Source organism: Marinicauda pacifica (genome assembly GCF_004793635.1).
GTDB classification, from domain to species: domain Bacteria; phylum Pseudomonadota; class Alphaproteobacteria; order Caulobacterales; family Maricaulaceae; genus Marinicauda; species Marinicauda pacifica.
On record NZ_SRXV01000001.1, the window covers coordinates 115,036 to 132,382 of the forward strand.

Sequence of the window (17,347 nt, forward strand, 5' to 3'; positions counted from 1 at the left end):
GAGCTATTCGGCTCTGATGATCGTGACTGGAGTTTCGTATCCATGCCGCTCAAGCTTTCGCTCAAGCCTGGAGAACGGTTCGTGCTTAACGGTGCGGTCGTGGAGAACGGTGACAGGCGCGCGACCCTGGTGCTTCAGAACAAGGCCTCGGTCCTTCGCGAGAAGGACATCATGCAGGAGCATGAAGTCGATAGCCCCGCCAAGCGCATCTATTTCCCGGTCATGATGATGTATCTGTCCTCCAGGGCAGAAAACGACGTCTACGACGAATTCGTGCGCCGCATGACCGAGTTCATGGGGGCGATCTCCAACCCGGATATCCTGTCGGAATGCGTCTCCATCAGCCGGGATGTGATGAGTGCCGAATACTACAAGGCGCTTCTGCGCTGTCGCAAACTGATTGCCTACGAGGCCGAGCGCATGGGGCTCGCCTCATCGAGCAGCAAGGGCTAGCCCGACATGTCCTATCGCGCTTACCAGACCGCCTCTGCGCGGGCCGAAAACCCGCGTGAAACCGAGTACCGGCTCTTCGGCCAGGTGACGCGGGCACTCATTGCGGCCAGCGAAGCCGGGCCTCTGGAATTCAAGCAGCGCGCCGATGCGCTCGACTGGAACCGCCGCATGTGGTCGGGCCTGGCTGCCGACTGTGGCAGCGAGGGCAACAAACTGCCCGAGAGCCTGCGCGCCGCCATCATTTCTCTGGGTATTTTCGTCTCGAAAGAGACCAGTGCTGTCATGCGCGGCGACAGCAATTTCGACACTCTGATCGAGATCAACCGCATGATCATGCAGGGCCTGGCACCGGCCGTGGCGAACGCCGAAGCGGTCTGAAACGCGTCGATCCGAACGAAACTGCCAGACGGCCACCGGAGAGCTCCGGTGGCCGTTTCCTATTTGCCGATCGGCAGAAATCGCCCGGCCATAATCGCCGCTCTGGTTAACGCCGCCGCGGCGCCTTTGCCAATCCATTGAAACAAAATAGTGAATCGTACGCTCGGGGGTGCCGCAAACGGCACGGCGTTTGCGCAGCAGGGGCAGGACAAAATGTCCGCCGGCTAAAACGGCCGTTCAAGCTTCCAGAACGGAGGAACCCCACAATGAGCATCTCAAATTCCGTGAACACGAACGCAGGCGCCATGGTTGCCCTGCAGAACCTGAACAAGACGAATTCGGAGCTGCAGGAAGTGCAGACCCGTATCAACACCGGCATGAAAGTGGCCGGCGCCAAGGATAATGGCGGCATCTTTGCCATTGCCCAACGCATGCGCTCGGAAGTGTCGGGGTATTCGGCTGTTCAGCAGTCACTGGATCGTGGCATGGCCACCACCGATGTTGCCCTGGCAGCCGGTGAGGCCATTTCCGATCTTCTGATCGAGATGAAGGAGAAGGCCTTGGCCGCGGGAGACGCATCGCTCGATACTGCCAGCCGCTCGGCGCTGAACGAAGACTACAAGGCGCTGCGCGACCAGATCGGTACGATCGTGTCGAACGCGGAGTTCAATGGCGTCAATCTCATTGACGGCTCGCAAACCGATGGGTTTATCGCGCTGGCCAATGCCGACGGATCGAACTCGATCACGGTCGGGACGGAAAACCTGTCCCTGTCCGGTACGATCGTGACGATCACTTCGACCTCGTCTTTCTCGACCGCGACCACCGCTGCGGCGGCGGCCAGCGCGATCGGGACGAGCCTGGACAATGTGAACAACGCGCTCGCGCGTCTGGGCACGAAGTCCAAAGCGCTCGAGATCCACGACTCGTTTGTCACGAAACTGTCTGACGCTCTGGAAACAGGGATCGGTAACCTCGTGGATGCGGATCTCGCGAAGGAAAGCGCCCGCCTGCAGTCGCTTCAGGTGAAGCAACAGCTGGGCATCCAGGCGCTGGGAATTGCGAATTCCGCACCGCAATCGGTGCTGTCCTTCTTCCAGTAGGACGACAACAAGGCCGGGACCGTTGCCACCACGCGGTCCCGGCATTTTTTTGACTCGCTTGCGGTTAATGTCTTGTTTACCAAATCAATTTCCGAGCCCACGGGGAAGACTTCCCGCTAGGCAAAAAATGTCACTCCGGCAAAAACTGCCGACTTCTGACGCTGAAACCGGGCAATTTTTGCCGACTGGGGCGCTTCGGTAGCGCCCGCCTCAGCGTCCGACTCCCCAACATGGCCACGCAAATACCGGCTTTTGTGCGCGATCGGTGAAAACTGGCCCCGCACTTGCTGCCTTCGACTCCAGGTCAGAAGACCCGGCGCGCAAAAAGTGCGTCTTCAACGTAGAAAACGAACGGGAGCCAAGAAATGGCGACTATCAATACGAATCCGGGGGCGATGATCGCCCTCCAGAACCTGAACAAGACAAACTCCGATCTTCAGCAGGTTCAGCAGCGCATCAACACCGGCCTGGCGATTTCGTCGGCCAAGGACAATGGCGGCATCTACGCCATCGCCCAGTCAATGCGTGCAGACGTCGGCGGCTACAAGGCCGTCAGCCAATCCCTCGACCTTGCCACGTCCACGGTCGATGTCGCGCTCGCGGCGGGTGAAGCAATCTCCGACATCATGGTCGAAATGAAGGAAAAGGCCCTTGCTGCGGCTGACTCCTCGCTCGACACCGCATCGCGGACGGCCCTGAACGAAGACTTCAAGGCCCTGCGCGATCAGATCGGCACGATTGTTGAAAACGCCGAGTTCAACGGCAAGAACCTGATCTCCAACGGCGCCACCGACATCAGCGCCCTGGCCAACGCCGACGGTTCGAACACCATCACCATCGGTGCCGAAGACCTCAGCCTGACCGGGACCACGCTGACCATTTCGGGCGGCACGCAGATCAATACCGTGACCAACGCTTCGGCCGCGGCCACGGCGATCGGTACGTCGCTGGACAACCTGAATGCGTCTCTGGCGCGTCTGGGCACCGGCTCGAAATCCCTCGAAATCCACAAGACCTTCGTCGGCAAGCTGTCTGACACCCTGGAGCAGGGCATCGGCAACCTGGTTGACGCGGATCTGGCCAAAGAGTCCGCACGTCTGCAGTCGCTGCAGGTGAAACAGCAGCTGGGTGTCCAGGCGCTGTCGATCGCGAACTCCGCGCCGAGCTCGATCCTCGGTTACTTCCGGTAATCGATCCTGAATTCGGTGGTTCCGGCGCAGTAGGCGTCCGGGCCGCCGGATAACGGCGCGCAAAACGCGCGTCTTCCACGTAGAAAACGAACGGGAGCCAAGAAATGGCGACTATCAATACGAACCCGGGGGCGATGATCGCCCTCCAGAACCTGAACAAGACAAACTCCGATCTTCAGCAGGTTCAGCAGCGCATCAACACCGGCCTGGCGATTTCGTCGGCCAAGGACAATGGCGGCATCTACGCCATCGCCCAGTCGATGCGTGCAGACGTCGGCGGCTACAAGGCCGTGACCCAGTCCATCGATCTGGCGGTCTCCACCGTCGACGTGGCGCTGGCCGGTGGCGAAGCCATCTCCGACATTCTGGTCGAGATGAAGCAGAAGGCCCTCGCGGCGGCTGACACGTCGCTCGACACGGCGGCACGTTCGGCCCTGAACGAAGACTTCACGGCCCTGCGCGACCAGATCGGCACGATTGTTGAAAACGCCGAATTCAATGGCGCCAACCTGATTGACGGCTCGAAGACCGCCGGCATCAGCGCGCTCGCCAATGCAGACGGCAGCAATACGGTCGATGTCGACGACGAAAACCTCAGCCTCGGCGGGTCGATCGTGACCCTGGCCGCGACCGCGTCGTTTGGCACTGCCGCCGAAGCGTCCACCGCTGCCTCCACGATCGCGACCTCACTGGACAACCTGAATGCGTCGCTGGCGCGTCTGGGTACCGGGTCGAAGTCTCTCGAGATCCACAAGACCTTCGTCAGCAAGCTGTCTGATACCCTGGAGCAGGGCATCGGCAACCTGGTTGACGCGGATCTGGCCAAAGAGTCCGCACGTCTGCAGTCGCTGCAGGTGAAACAGCAGCTGGGTGTCCAGGCGCTGTCGATCGCGAACTCCGCGCCGAGCACGATCCTCGGTTACTTCCGGTAATCGAAGCTGAGCGGGCGGCGGTGTAACGTGGGGTTCCGCCGCCGCCCCCTCTCTTTCTTCACCAGATCCAGCCAGCAGCCATCGGAGATGAATCGCGCGCGAGCGCATTGAGTAAAGGATTGGAACAGACCCATGGAACCGCTCACGACAGGACGCGCCTTCGCGTCGTCCCGGTTGGAGCTCGGCGTTCAGGAACCGGGACCGCAACAACCGGCACGCCAGAATCCACAAGGGCAATCGAAGGTCGAGCCGTCCGCAGATGCGGATACCGGCCCGTTCACCGGCGAGGACCTGCACGATCAGGTCGCAGCGATCGAAAAGCTTCGTGCCTCGGTCTCGGCGCTGGAGAGCAATCGGCTCAGCATCGACCGGCACGAGGAATCCGGCCACTTCATCTACCGCATCATCAACGAGCAGACGGGCGAAACCATCCGCAAATGGCCGCCTGACAGCTATCTCGATCTTGTCGCCTTCCTGCGCGACGGCCAGGCCGGACTGATCGACGAACAGGCCTGACAGCCCGGCAAGATCTGACCGGTCAGGTGGAAAATCTTACCATACCGGCTGCGCCAGAGGCGGGGCCGGACACATGCGTTTCAGCCTACCTCTTTGAATCTTCTCTCAAAACAGATCTGGCCAAAAACTGGCCCGGTCATTGCTGTTAACCGTAAGACAGCCGCCAGAAGCGGCATGACGGTGAAACGGGAGAAGTCCAATGGCGCTGAGCGTCCACACCAACACATCCGCGATGATCGCCCTGCAGAATCTGAACAAGACCAACACGAACATGCAGGATGTTCAGCAGCGGATTAACACCGGCCTGAAAGTGTCGGGTGCGAAGGACAACTCGGCCGTGTACGCGGTCGCCCAGGGCATGCGGTCGGACGTCGGGGCCCTCGGCTCGGTCCAGACCTCGCTCGACCGCGCGGTCTCGATCGGCGATGTCGCTCTGGCGGCAGGCGAGGCGATCTCCGATCTGCTGATCCAGATGCGCGAGAAAGCCACAGCGGCCATGGACCCGTCCATCGACACCTTCTCGCGTCAGGCTTATGACAGCGATTACAAGGCCTTGCTCGAACAGATCCAGTCGGTTCTCGCAAACGCCGAGTTTGATGGCGCCAACATTCTGGACGGTTCGGTCACGGGCGGGATCGCCTTCCTCGCCGATGCCGATGCCACACGGACGGTTACGCTGGGCACGCAGGACATGTCCATCTCCGGCGCAGTCATCACGCTGACGAGCAACTCCAGCCTTGGCACGGTGACGATGGCGTCCAACGTCGTTTCCGGGATCCAGGCCAGTCTGGACAACGTCAACCAGGCGCTCGCCAATCTTGGCTCGGACATGAAGAAGATCGAGTCTCACCGCACCTTCGTGGGCAAGCTGGTCGACAGTCTGAACGAGGGGGTGGGCAATCTGGTCGACGCGGACCTTGCCCGGGAAAGCGCCAGGCTGCAGGCGCTCCAGGTCCAGCAGCAGCTGGGCGTACAGGCCCTCTCGATCGCGAACTCCGAGCCGCAGATCATCCTCTCGCTCTTCGGACGATAGGCGGTCGCGACCTCTTTACCGTGACATCCGGCCGCCCGGTACATCATCATGTGCCGGGCGGTTTGCTGTCTGGACCTCGTGGCGCAGGAGCGCATTGAATGAGCGACGGGTATTTGCCTTATGGGCGCCAATCGATCGACCAGGACGATATCGACGCCGTCACGCGCGCGCTGCAGTCTGACTATCTGACGACGGGGCCGGAAATAAGCGCGTTCGAAGCCGAGTTCGCCCAGACGGTCGCGTCCCCCAATGGCGTCGCCTGCAACAGCGCCACGGCTGCGCTTCACATGGCCTATGATGGGCTGGGCCTGAGACCGGGCGACGCGGTCATCGTGCCGGCGGTGACCTTCCTGGCAACCGCGAACGCGGCCCGTTTCTGCGGCGCGGATGTCGTCTTCTGCGATGTCGATCCCGAGACCGGGCTGATGACGCCGGACACGTTGCGCGAGGCGTTGGCGCGCGCGCAAGACCGTGTGCGCCTCGTCGCTCCGGTGCATCTGGGCGGCGTGATGTGCGCCATGGAGGACATTGCCGGCCTCGCGCGTCCGCTCGGTCTGGCCATCGTGGAAGACAGCTGTCACGCGTTGGCCAGTCTCGATGAAGCCGGCCAGCCCGCCGGCGCCTGCCCGAACAGCGATGCGGCTACGTTTTCCTTCCATCCGGTCAAGACGCTGGCGTGCGGGGAAGGCGGGATGGTGACGACGAGGGACGCCGCGCTGGCTGAGCGCATGAGGCTGACGCGTTCCCACGGAATGGTGCGCGATGGAGCCCGGCTCGAGCGCGCGGCGGGCGCGCAGGAGCCGTGGTGGTACGAGATGCAGGCCCTCGGCTGGAATTATCGCATGCCCGATATCAACGCTGCGCTCGGCCGTTCGCAGCTGACGAAACTTTCCCGCTTCGCGCAGCGCCGCCGGGACCTGTCGTCCCGGTATGACGCGCTGCTCACCCCGCTTTCGCCCCATGTCCAGCCGCCTGCCGGGCGCCCCGGCATCGACGCCTGCCGGCATCTCTACAATGTGCGGATCGATTTCGAGGCGCTGGACGTGACACGCACCGAATTGATGCGGGCCCTGTCGCAACAGGGCGTGGGCACGCAGGTCCACTATATCCCGGTCTCTGACCAGCCCTATTACAAGGCGCTCTATGGCGAGCAACGCTTCGAAGGCGCTGATCGCTACTATGCGCGCACCCTGTCGCTGCCGCTCTACCCGGCGATGGATGATGGAGATCCGGAGCGGGTCGTGACCGCCTTGAAGGCGGTGCTGGGCCTCTAGGACTGGTGCTCTAGGACTGGTGCTCTAGGCGCGCTTTTCCATCAAGGCCCAGGTGGCATTGTCGATCCCGATCGTGCGCTTCCACAGGAAGCCGTCGGTGACCACTTCGAGATCGGAGAAGCGATCCAGGAAGAATCCGGCGAAGTCGCGCTTCCACAAATGTCCGCTCAGGCCGCGATACTCCAGCTCCACCGGCTCCGCGTTGAAATACTCGGACACGAGGATGTAGCGCGAGGAGACGCGGTACATCTCGTCGGCCACCTGGCCCAGATTGTCGGGGTGAACGTGGATCAGCACCCCATTGGTAAAGACCAGCTCCATCGAGGCGGTGTCGAAGGGCAGGTCTTCGCCGCGTCCGGCGCGGATATGGGCTTCGTCCATGACGCCGTCGGACAGCACGGTCTGGCGTGCGCTGTCATTGGGCTCGACGGCGAAGAGTTCGGCATCGGTCAGTTGCTGCAACGCGCGCTGGTTGAGGCCGAGATTGCAGCCCACTTCCAGGATGGAGCGCGGCTCGCGAGAACCGAAGCTGTCCAGCCATCTCGCCCACATCCGGGTCCGCTTGCGGATACGACTCTCCTCCGCGCTGCAGCGTTCGGTATAGGCGTCGCCGAAATCGCCAGCCCAGGTGTCGACGGGATCGTGCATGGGGGTTCGTCCTTGTCAAAGCGTACGCCAGCCTTCAGCCGGGACGGTTAATGCCGGGTTAGGCGCATGCGGCGCTGCGGCCAGATCCTCTAGATCACCGCGCTGTCATCGCGTTCGCTCACCCCGTCCTCGCGGGCCCAGATGGCGATCTGGGCCACGGCGCGCAGGGCGTTGCGGTCCATCGGCAGGCCACCGCCGATGCGTCCCGCTTGAATCGCGAGCGCGGCGGGCTCCAGCCCGTATTCGCCGGCCACGCCCTCGACCTCGATCGCACTGGACTCCGGCAGGAGCGACAGGGCCTGGATCAGTTCGTCGTGACCGCGGCCCCGGGCGAACTCGGCCTTGGTGATGAATTTGTTGGCGACGCCGTCGAGCTCAAGCGGGTCGGCCTGAACAGACAGACCGGCCTTGCGCAACGCGCCGGCGAAGGACTCAAGCTGGATGGTGCCGGCGCCGGTGCCCATGCCTTTGAGGGCGCCTTCCACCTGGCGCGCTCCCGCCTCGATCGCGGCGAATGCATTGCCGGCGGCGAGCTGCATGTTGTCGCGTCCGGCAAAGCCGACGCTCAGATCGGTCTTGTCGGTCAGGGCGCGCACATAATTGCGCACCTGGGCCGGGACCATTCCGCCCGCGCAATCGCTGATGACCACAGTCGACAGGCCCCACGCGCCCAGTGTGCCGGCAAAGTTGCGCAGCTCGGCCACAGGCAGCGAGTAGACGTTGAAGAGGATGAGCTGAGTTTCCAGCCCGGTCGCGACGGCGTGATCGACCAGGCCGCGGGCGGAGTCGACAAGGGCGGCGTCCACCCCGACCCGCACGAAGTCCATTCCGGCGCGCTGAGCCGTTTCGATGTCGGCCTCCAGCGCGGTTCCGGTCCGGGCGCTGACCCCGATCCGGGCCTTGCGCGCGGCCATCCGGGCCGCCTGCATATGACGGTAATCGCTTTCGCAGGCCGGGGCGCGTCCCTGACGTTCGGCGCCCAGCCCCAGGCCGTGACCGACCTCGATGGCGTCCACGCCTGCGTCTTCCATCGCCTGGGTCATGGCGTAGGTATAATTGGCGTTGAACCCATACCCGATTGCGGCGCTGGCGCCGGACAGGGTCGTGTCGAGCAGTCGAATTCGGGTCTCGGTCATTGGCCACCTCCTGCGTGGAGACCAGTGGGACCTGATTTGCGCTAATGCGCCGTTAATGAAGGTTGACGCGATTCGGCCCGCCGCGCGACGAAAACACAACCGGAGGGTTGGTCGCGGGACGGGGTCGAGCTAAACGCGTTGCCTTGTCAGTCACTTGACCCTAGCCGATGCGTTTGTGGGGCGCCGGCTCGGCCGCCTGCTCCGAGCCTGCATAAAAGGCCAGGGTCGCGGCCACGATGGTCTCGCAGTCGACCACCTCGCACAGGTCCAGCGCCGTCTCGTGCATGAGGCGCAGCATGGCCGGCACAGCGACGAGATCGCTCAGCGCGCGCTCCAGTGCGATCGCGATCTCGTCGCCGGAATGCAGCTTCATAGCGGCGCCGGCCCGGTCGAGTTCGCTGGCCAGGCGGTCTTCCCGGGCGTTGCGCGGGATGATGATCTGGGCCAGGCCGGCGGCAGCCGCCGTCAGGCAGCTCAGACCGCCGGTCGTGATCAACAGGTCGTTTCCGGCGACGGTTTCGAAAAGGCCGGTACAGTCGAAATAAGTGTGCAGATCGAGCTGATCATCGAGCGACCGGGCCGATTGCTGCACGGACTCGTAGATTTCCGGCGTTCCGGCAATGGCCGGTGTGACCGCGATCTGGATTCTTCCACGCTGGCGCGCGCGCTCGCCTGCCGCTTGGCGTACCCGGGTGGCGTGCCGGCGCAACGCGTCGCACGCAGACTCGTCGCGCGCGGTGTCGCCGTGGTCGATCAGCAGCTCGAGCGAACCGGGCAGGTGATCTCTGCGACCGTCATTGCACAGGCCTTCGGCAATCTGTGCAAATCCGGAATCCAATGTCGTCTTCGCCCGTCTCGGGCTGCAAAAGAGCAGTCTTGCCTGTCCCATAAAGGGACGTTTAGCCCGAGACGGTTTCCTGGAGAAGCCCTTGCAGCGCGCGCGCGTCGAGCCGCTCGGGATTGCTGTCCGAGCTGTAGGCGAACCCGTCGGGCAAAGGCTTGCCGCCATCGGCATGCCAGAGGCCGATAACCTTTTGATCGTACGAGGGAAGTATCACGTAGCGGTCGTCGAGCTCGACCGAGGTGCGCGCATCGTCGGAGCCGATCATGACTTCGTGAAGTTTTTCGCCCGGCCGGATGCCGACCAACCTGTGGGGCAGGTCCGGCGCGATCGTATGCGCCAGATCGGTCGTGCGCATGGAGGGGATTTTCGGCACGAAAATCTCCCCGCCCTTGGCCATGGCGAGGGAGGACATGACGAAATTCACGCCCTGGTTCAGCGTGATCCAGAAGCGCGTCATGCGCTCGTCGGTGATCGGCAGATGGTCGGTGCCGTTCTTGACAAGCTGCTGGAAGAACGGGACCACCGATCCGCGCGATCCCACCACATTGCCATAGCGCACGACCGAAAAGGTCGGACCGTCACCGCCGCCCATGGCCTGCGCGGCGGTGAAGATCTTGTCGGACGCCAGTTTCGACGCGCCGTACAGGTTGATGGGGCTGGCGGCCTTGTCGGTGGACAGGGCGCAGACATGCTTGACCCCGCGCTTGATCGCGGCGGAAACCACATTCTGGGCGCCCATCACGTTGGTCTTGATGCATTCGAACGGATTGTATTCGGCGATCGGCACGTGCTTGAGCGCGGCGGCATGGATCACGACGTCGACATTGCGCATGGCCATTTCCAGGCGCGCCTCGTCGCGCACATCCCCGATGAAGTAGCGCAGGAAAGCGTGTTCCTGCGGCGAGTAGGTCTGCGCCATCTCGTACTGCTTGAGCTCGTCGCGCGAGAAGATGATGAGCTTCTTCGGCTTGAACTCCTTGATCACGGTTTCCACGAAGCGCCGGCCAAAGCTGCCCGTCCCCCCGGTGATCAGGATGGTCTTTCCGTTCAGATCGAAGCGCGGCGTTCGAAAGTCGCGTCGGACGAAATGCGGCAGTTCGGCTTCGCCCTTCGGCGGCGAAGACTTGGCGGCGTTCTGGCTCATGGTCATTTTCCTTGTCTGACCGGACCTCGCGTTAACCCTTTGCGCGCGCCGGTTAACGTGACGTTAGGCGTCACGGCGCAGGATCACGCTAGGATTGCCGGCACGGGAGATTGCCCGCGATGACCACCACCGCCGTGATTGTTCAGGCCCGGCTCGATGCCACGCGCCTTCCCGGCGCGATTCTCCAGACCCTTGGACAGCAGACCGCCCTGATCCGGTGCCTGGACCGGTGCCGCGCCACGCCGGGCGTCGACCTGGTGGTATGCGCCATCCCCGGCGACAGCGCGCACGATCCGGTCGAGGAAGAGGCCGGCGACCACGGCTACATGGTTGTGCGCGGACCGGGCACGGACCCGCTCGGTCTCTATGCCGAGGCCGCCGAGATGGCTGGCGCCACCACCCTGGTTCATGTTCCTGCCAGCGCGGCCTTCGCCGATCCCGGCCTGATCGCGCAAACCCTCGCTCTCCATCGCGACAGCCGCGCCGACTACGCAACCAATGCCATGCCGCCGCGCTTCCCCCACGGGCTGGAGTGCGAGGTGTTTTCCTCCAGATGCCTGTTCGAAGTCGAAGCGGCCAGCGCGACCGTGGAGGCGCGCCAGTCGGTCAGTCAGGCCCTGCGCGCTGATTCCCGCCTCGTGCGCGCCTCGCTCACCGGTCCCGGCGGCGGGCTGGAACGCTTGCGCTGGGTGCTCGAGCGCGAAGAGGATCTGGTCTTCCTGCGCGCAGTCTTTGCCGCGCTGGGTGCCGATGCGGCGCGTGCCAGCGCGGCCGAGATCGCCGCGCTCTGCCTGCGCCGACCCGACCTGGTGGAGATCAATTCAGCCTGCGTCGACGAGATGCGCCTGGGCGCTGGCGACCGCGCCGATATCGAAACCGACCCGGTCTCGCTCTCCCTGGCCGCGTGAGGCCGGGCGCTAGTCCCATTTCCTAACGATTTCTTAGCTTCGCCGGTGGAGACTGGCGGGTGGCGCAGTGTGTGCGTCATCACAGGAGCGTAAGGCAGACCATGGTTCTGTCGGTCGGACTGCTGACATCCTACTACAGCGCGCAGGCCTCCATGCGCCTCGCCGGCTCGAATCCGCAGCCGTCCGGCGCCAGCACCGGCACGCCGCAAGGGGCAAATGCCCGCTCCAACGAAATCATCCCTCCCTGGGACCCCACCGGTGGCGTCACGGCGCTGGAATCGCTGCGCCGCTCGGTTCTGGCCGATGGTAATTTCTTCGATCCCAAATTCGGCGAGTTCGCCGATATGGAAACGGGTGAGGACGAGAAGACGCTGTTCGCGATGCATCAGGGTCTGCGCCGCCTTCAGTCCCTGTCCTCGGCCGCGCTCGACAAGACTACGACAGACGCGGAGCGCAGCTTCTGGAACCGGCGCTTCCAGGAGGGCATGGAGCAGCTGTCCGGCTTCTTCGAGGACACTGACCTGACCGGCGTTTCGGTGGTCAAGGGCGAACAATTGTCCAAGGCCGAAAGCACGCTCGCGATTTCGCGCGGGGAATCCAGCTACAAGACCGGCATCCTGCATTCGGGGGCGTTCGACGCCGAAGTCGACGCCTTCACCGGCGCGATGGCCTTCGACATCACCGTGCGCAAAAACGGCGTCGACACCGTCATCAACATCGATCTTGCCGACATGGGCGGCACGGCGCGCAGTCTCGACAACGTCGCCGCGCACATCAATACCAAGCTCGAAGCCGAAGGGGTGCTGACGCGCTTTGAGCGGACCAAGATCGGCGAGAAGAACGATATCGGCGTGATCGAGGGCAATAATTTCGGCTTCACGATCAAGGGTATCCTCACCGAGAAGGTAAGTTTCACGCCCTCTACCGGCACTCCGGCCGTCTACGTTGCGGGCTTGTCGGGCACCGGCGAGACTGCGGGCGGCCAGCTGACCAAGCTGGTCAATCTGGCCGGCGGCGGCGATCAGGCCTTCATCCGGCGCATCGAATCCGATGCGACCGTGACCGAAACGACCGACGATGACGGGGAAACCACCACCAGTACCACATCCAACCCGCTGGTCGTTTCCGCAACGGCGCGGAGCGAGGATGGCGGCATCTATGTTGTGGGCCATACAAGTCATGCCGTGGACGGCCAGGCGCTGAAGGGCGAGCAGGATCTGGTCCTGATGCGCTATGATTCCACTGGGAAGAAGCTCTGGTCGCGCGTTCTGGGCGCTGCCGACAGCGCCGGCGGTTCGGCCGTTGCGGTGGATTCCTCGGGCAATGTCATCGTGGCCGGCTCGGTGAGCGGGGAGCTCAGCGGCACCAATCGGGTGGGCGGCAAGGACTCCTTGGTCGTCAAGTATTCGGCCGAGGGCGTCGAGCAATGGGCGCGCCGCTTCGGCGGACGCGAGGACGACGAGGCGCGCAGCGTCACGCTCGGGGCGGACGGGACGGTCTATGTCGGCGGGCGCACCGATGCTGCCTTTGGCGGTGTCGCGAGCACGGGCGGGACGGACGGCTATCTTCGCGCCCTCGATGAGAACGGTAATACGCTTTACACGCGCGGCGTTGGCGGCGGCGCGGGGACCCAGGAAGTGCGCGCTACGGCCATGGCCTCCGATGGCGGCCTGATCGTCGCCACGCAGGAAGAGGGCCGCGCGGTCCTGACCAAATATGCCGCCGGCGACGACGGTACCGGCGCGCCTGTCTGGACACTCGATCTGGGCGATATGGACAGCGGCCGGATCGGCGGTCTGGCCGTCGATGCGGACGGCGCGATCTACCTGTCCGGCGCTGCGGGTTCCGGCTTCAATCCCGGCAATGTCGTCTCGGCCAATCAGGGCGGGCGAGACGCGGTTCTCGTCAGGATCAGTGACGGCCCGGCAGCCAGCGTGGACTACACCACCTTCCTCGGCGCAGCCGGCGATAACTCGGCCTCCGGCGTCGCAGCTGCAAATGGCAAGATATACCTGACCGGCAAGACATCCGATGCCCTTCCCGGCGCCACCCAGAGCGGCGATCGCAACACGTTCGCCGCCGGGCTGGATGCCGCCACCGGCGCGCTCGACTGGGTCCATCAGGTCTCCGGCCGCGGCGGGTTGAGCGAGGGCGCCGGCATCGTCGTCGATCCTCAGGGCGACAACGCCTTGTCACGCATGGGCCTGCCGTCCGGGGAGCTTAAATACTCCGACAGCCGGCTGGTGACCGACCGGTCCGCGGTGCGTGCCGGCGACAGCTTTTTCGTTTCGGTCGATGGCGGCCGGAAGAAGAAGATCACCATCGAGGCGAACGAGACGATGCGTTCGCTGACCTTCAAGCTGAATTCGGTGATGCTTCTGGACGGGCGGGCCGACGTGCGCCGCTCGAGTGCCGGCGACATCCTGCGCGTGCAGCCCAATGTGGGCGTTGCGGTGGAGTTCTTCGCCGGGGAAAAGGGCGCCGATGCACTCAGCGGGCTGGGCCTGCCCCTCGGCGTCGTGGAGGGCAAGAAAAGCGCTCTGGACAAGGATGAGGATACCACCTCGGACGCGCCCAAGGTCTTCGCGCTGGAACTGCCCAATGCGTTGAGCATCGACAACAATGATGCCGCCACCGTCGCCAACGACGCCCTGACGGCGGCGCTGGCCAAGGTCCAGCGCGCCTATCGCGAGCTGACGATGGATCCGGCGCTGAAAGACCTGATGGCCGGTCCCAAGGCGGGCAATCGCGGCGGTACGGTGCCGGCCTATCTCCAGGCCCAGATCGCCAACTACTCCGCCGGGCTCGAGCGCATGAATGCCGGTGGCGGCGGCGGCGGAACGCTCGCCCTGTTCTAGCCTGGCCCGCGCGGCTCAGGCCGCGCGCTCGTCCTGGGCATTGGCCATCAGAGCCGGCATCCAGTCTTCATGCGCCCGCTTCAGCTCGGACAGCGACACTGCGTGCTGAGCGTTCAGCGTCAGCTGGTCGCCGCCGACCAGGCCGACCGCCATCGCGGGAATGTCCGCACTCTTGGCCGCTTTGAGGATCGCCTCGGCGTCTGCGCCGTCAGCGGCAATCAGATAGCGCGCCTGGTCTTCACCGAATGCCCAGGCGAACAGCTCCACCTGGCCTTCATGGGCCAGCTTCACACCAACGCCCGACGCGATCGCCATTTCGGCGGCGGCACAGGCCAGTCCGCCATCGGAGATGTCGTGGACAATGCGCGCGCGGCCCGACCGGATCTGGCCGCGGACGAAATCGCCATTGCGCTTCTCCACCTCGAGATCGACGCCCGGCGGTGCGCCGTCATCGTCGCCCTCGATGTGGCGCAGGTAGAGCGAGGCCCCGAGCTGGCCCTGCGTCTCGCCGACGCAGAGCAGGACCTGGCCCTCTTTCATGCCGCCAAATCCGGCACGTACGCTCACATCGGGAATGAGCCCGACTGCGCCGACCGCCGGGGTCGGCGGAATGGCCTTGCCGTCGGTCTCGTTGTAGAGCGACACATTGCCGGACACGACCGGGAAGGAGAGGGCGCCGCACGCCGCCGCCATGCCTTCCACGCAGCCCACGAACTGGCCCATGATTTCAGGGCGTTCGGGATTGCCGAAATTCAGGCAGTCGGTAATCGCGATCGGGTCTGCGCCGACCGCCGTCAGGTTGCGCCAGGCTTCGGCGACGGCCTGCTTGCCGCCCTCGAACGGGTCGGCCGCGCAATAACGCGGTGTGCAGTCGGTGGTGATGGCCAGCGCCTTGTTCGAGCCGTGCACGCGCACGATGGCCGCGTCGGCCGGGTCTTCGGAACTGGTGACCGTATCGGCCATGACGTGCCGGTCGTACTGGCTCCAGATCCACTTCTTGGACGCCATGTCGGGCGAGCCGATCAGCGATTTCAGCGTCTGCCCGAGATCGGCCGGCGCTTTGAGCCGGGACGCATCGATGCTGGCGCGGGCCTCGGCCGGGAAGTGAGGGCGGTCGTATTTGGGCGCCTTTTCCCCGATCGGATCGAGGGGCAGGTCGCAGACCGTCTCGCCCTTGTGCCTGAGCACCAGCCGCCCGGTATCGGTCGTCTTGCCGATGGTCGCGACATCGAGATCCCACTTCTTGAAGACCCGCTCGGCCACATGTTCGCGGCCGGGCTTGATGATCATCAGCATGCGTTCCTGGGATTCCGACAGCATCATCTCGTAAGCCGTCATCGCGGTTTCGCGCTGGGGGACGTGATCGAGGTCGAGCTCGATGCCCACGCCGCCCGAGCTTGCCATCTCCACCGAGGAGGAGGTCAGGCCGGCCGCGCCCATATCCTGGATCGAGCTGATCGCATCTTCGCTCATCAGCTCCAGGCAGGCTTCGATCAGCTTCTTCTCGGTGAAGGGGTCGCCTACCTGCACGGTCGGACGCTTTTCTTCCGAGCCCTCGCCGAACTCGGCCGACGCCATGGTCGCGCCGTGAATGCCGTCCCGGCCTGTCTTGGCGCCGACATAGAGTACCGGATAGCCCACTTCGCGTGCGGCAGCGGTAAAGATCTTGTCGCGGTCGGCCAGGCCGACTGCCATCGCATTGACCAGGATGTTGCCGTTATAGCCCTTGTCGAAATTGGTCTCGCCGCCCACCGTCGGCACCCCGACGCAGTTGCCGTAGCCGCCAATGCCGGCGGCCACGCCGGAGACGAGCTGGCGAGTCTTCGGATGCGAAGGATCGCCGAAGCGCAGCGCGTTCATCAGCGCCACCGGGCGGGCGCCCATCGTGAACACGTCGCGCAGGATGCCGCCCACGCCGGTCGCCGAACCCTGATAGGGTTCGATGAAGCTGGGGTGGTTGTGGCTCTCCATCTTGAAGACGGCCACCTGGTTGTCGCCGATATCGACCACGCCGGCATTCTCGCCCGGGCCGTAGACCACGCGCTCGCCCGAGGTCGGAAACTTGGCCAGGTGCAGGCGCGAGGACTTGTAGGAGCAGTGCTCCGACCACATCACCGAGAAAATACCCAGCTCGACCAGGTTCGGAGCCCGGCCCAGCTCGGACAGGATGATGTCGTACTCCTCGGCCGTGACGTGGTCGAGGGCGACATCCTCATCAATGCCTGGGGCGTAATGGGTCTCGGTCATTTCTGGCCTCCCAGCAGGCTTTCGAAGACGCCGCGCCCGTGCGTGCCCCCATGGGTCTCGTCCACGGCGCGTTCGGGGTGGGGCATCATGCCCAGCACATTGCCGGCCTCATTGGTGATGCCCGCAATATCGTGGATGGAGCCGTTCGGATTGGCCAGGTAGCGGAAGGCCACGCGGCCATCGCCTTCAAGGCGCGCAAGCGTTTCTTCGTCCGCGAAGTAATTGCCGTCGTGGTGCGCGACCGGGAACAGCACTTCATGCTGATCGGTGTAGGCGCGCGTGAACATGGAGTTCGTCGTTTCGACCGAAAGTGGTGTTCTTTCGCATACGAAGCGAAGCCCGGCATTGCGCATCAGCGCACCGGGCAGCAGCCCGGTCTCGATCAGGATCTGGAAGCCGTTGCAGACGCCCAGGACCGGCGTGCCGTCGCCGGCCTTCTTGACTACGTCGCGCATGATGGGCGAGCGCGCGGCGATCGCGCCGGAGCGCAGATAGTCACCGTAGGAAAATCCGCCCGGCACCATGACGAGGTCGAGCCCGTCCGGCAGGGTCGTGTCTTCATGCCAGACCATTTCGGCCGGTGTACCGGTGACGCGTTCCAGCGCGTCCGCGGCGTCGCGGTCGCAATTGGATCCAGGAAAGACGATGACGGCTGTTTTCATGGGGGCAGCGTTTAGCAGGGC

Annotated in this window: 16 protein-coding genes; 10 read left to right on the forward strand and 6 right to left on the reverse strand. The window is 64.2% G+C overall.

The window, feature by feature from the left end; genetic code table 11:
* Positions 1 to 42: 42 nt before the first annotated feature.
* The 8 genes from flbT (at position 43) to pseC (ending at position 6,879) form a co-directional block, all read left to right on the forward strand.
* On the forward strand, positions 43 to 453 hold the full coding sequence (gene flbT, locus E5162_RS00605) for a flagellar biosynthesis repressor FlbT (RefSeq protein ID WP_135943023.1): 411 nt from the start codon (positions 43 to 45) through the stop codon (positions 451 to 453).
* A gap of 6 nt (positions 454 to 459) precedes the next feature.
* The gene (gene flaF, locus E5162_RS00610; protein WP_135943024.1) at positions 460 to 831 is read left to right on the forward strand and encodes a flagellar biosynthesis regulator FlaF; all 372 of its coding nucleotides are present in this window, start codon (positions 460 to 462) and stop codon (positions 829 to 831) included.
* 266 nt (positions 832 to 1,097) lie between these two features.
* Positions 1,098 to 1,934: a flagellin gene (locus E5162_RS00615; protein WP_135943025.1), complete on the forward strand. Its 837-nt coding sequence runs from the start codon at positions 1,098 to 1,100 to the stop codon at positions 1,932 to 1,934.
* A gap of 365 nt (positions 1,935 to 2,299) precedes the next feature.
* A complete protein-coding gene (locus tag E5162_RS00620; protein WP_135943026.1) occupies positions 2,300 to 3,124 on the forward strand; it encodes a flagellin in 825 nt (274 codons plus the stop codon).
* A gap of 104 nt (positions 3,125 to 3,228) precedes the next feature.
* Positions 3,229 to 4,056, forward strand: coding sequence for a flagellin (locus E5162_RS00625; protein WP_135943027.1), 828 nt, complete (start codon positions 3,229 to 3,231; stop codon positions 4,054 to 4,056).
* Between the two features lie 132 nt (positions 4,057 to 4,188).
* Positions 4,189 to 4,572, forward strand: coding sequence for a flagellar protein FlaG (locus E5162_RS00630; RefSeq protein ID WP_135943028.1), 384 nt, complete (start codon positions 4,189 to 4,191; stop codon positions 4,570 to 4,572).
* A 199-nt stretch (positions 4,573 to 4,771) separates the two neighbouring features.
* A complete protein-coding gene (locus E5162_RS00635) occupies positions 4,772 to 5,605 on the forward strand; it encodes a flagellin (protein WP_135943029.1) in 834 nt (277 codons plus the stop codon).
* Positions 5,606 to 5,703: 98 nt separating this feature from the next.
* Positions 5,704 to 6,879: a UDP-4-amino-4,6-dideoxy-N-acetyl-beta-L-altrosamine transaminase gene (gene pseC / locus E5162_RS00640; RefSeq protein WP_135943030.1), complete on the forward strand. Its 1,176-nt coding sequence runs from the start codon at positions 5,704 to 5,706 to the stop codon at positions 6,877 to 6,879.
* 24 nt (positions 6,880 to 6,903) lie between these two features.
* Here pseC and E5162_RS00645 read toward each other — a convergent pair whose 3' ends face one another.
* From E5162_RS00645 to pseB, 4 genes are all read right to left on the reverse strand, one after another.
* Complete coding sequence (locus E5162_RS00645; protein ID WP_135943031.1) at positions 6,904 to 7,527, reverse strand: pseudaminic acid biosynthesis-associated methylase; 624 nt, start codon at positions 7,525 to 7,527, stop codon at positions 6,904 to 6,906.
* A gap of 89 nt (positions 7,528 to 7,616) precedes the next feature.
* Positions 7,617 to 8,663: a beta/alpha barrel domain-containing protein gene (locus E5162_RS00650; RefSeq protein ID WP_135943032.1), complete on the reverse strand. Its 1,047-nt coding sequence runs from the start codon at positions 8,661 to 8,663 to the stop codon at positions 7,617 to 7,619.
* A 160-nt stretch (positions 8,664 to 8,823) separates the two neighbouring features.
* On the reverse strand, positions 8,824 to 9,501 hold the full coding sequence (locus E5162_RS00655; RefSeq protein ID WP_135943033.1) for a UDP-N-acetylglucosamine--N-acetylmuramyl-(pentapeptide) pyrophosphoryl-undecaprenol N-acetylglucosamine transferase: 678 nt from the start codon (positions 9,499 to 9,501) through the stop codon (positions 8,824 to 8,826).
* A 61-nt stretch (positions 9,502 to 9,562) separates the two neighbouring features.
* Positions 9,563 to 10,651 carry a UDP-N-acetylglucosamine 4,6-dehydratase (inverting) gene (gene pseB, locus E5162_RS00660; protein ID WP_135943034.1) on the reverse strand — a complete coding sequence of 363 codons (1,089 nt, stop codon included), beginning with the start codon at positions 10,649 to 10,651 and terminating at the stop codon, positions 9,563 to 9,565.
* 119 nt (positions 10,652 to 10,770) lie between these two features.
* Between pseB and E5162_RS00665 the strand changes: the two genes are divergently transcribed.
* Together E5162_RS00665 and E5162_RS00670 are read left to right on the forward strand one after the other, a co-directional pair.
* A complete protein-coding gene (locus E5162_RS00665; RefSeq protein ID WP_135943035.1) occupies positions 10,771 to 11,559 on the forward strand; it encodes a glycosyltransferase family protein in 789 nt (262 codons plus the stop codon).
* A 101-nt stretch (positions 11,560 to 11,660) separates the two neighbouring features.
* Positions 11,661 to 14,417, forward strand: a complete 2,757-nt coding sequence (locus E5162_RS00670) for a PQQ-binding-like beta-propeller repeat protein (RefSeq protein ID WP_135943036.1) — start codon at positions 11,661 to 11,663, stop codon at positions 14,415 to 14,417.
* A 15-nt stretch (positions 14,418 to 14,432) separates the two neighbouring features.
* Here the strand turns inward: E5162_RS00670 and purL are convergent, their stop codons facing one another.
* Both purL and purQ read right to left on the reverse strand, forming a co-directional pair.
* Positions 14,433 to 16,664 (reverse strand): phosphoribosylformylglycinamidine synthase subunit PurL, encoded by a 2,232-nt coding sequence (purL, locus tag E5162_RS00675; protein ID WP_135943037.1) that lies wholly within the window; start codon positions 16,662 to 16,664, stop codon positions 14,433 to 14,435.
* Positions 16,661 to 17,326 (reverse strand): phosphoribosylformylglycinamidine synthase subunit PurQ, encoded by a 666-nt coding sequence (gene purQ / locus E5162_RS00680; RefSeq protein WP_135943038.1) that lies wholly within the window; start codon positions 17,324 to 17,326, stop codon positions 16,661 to 16,663. Before purQ ends, purL begins: the two co-directional genes overlap by 4 nt.
* Between the last annotated feature and the right edge of the window lie 21 nt (positions 17,327 to 17,347).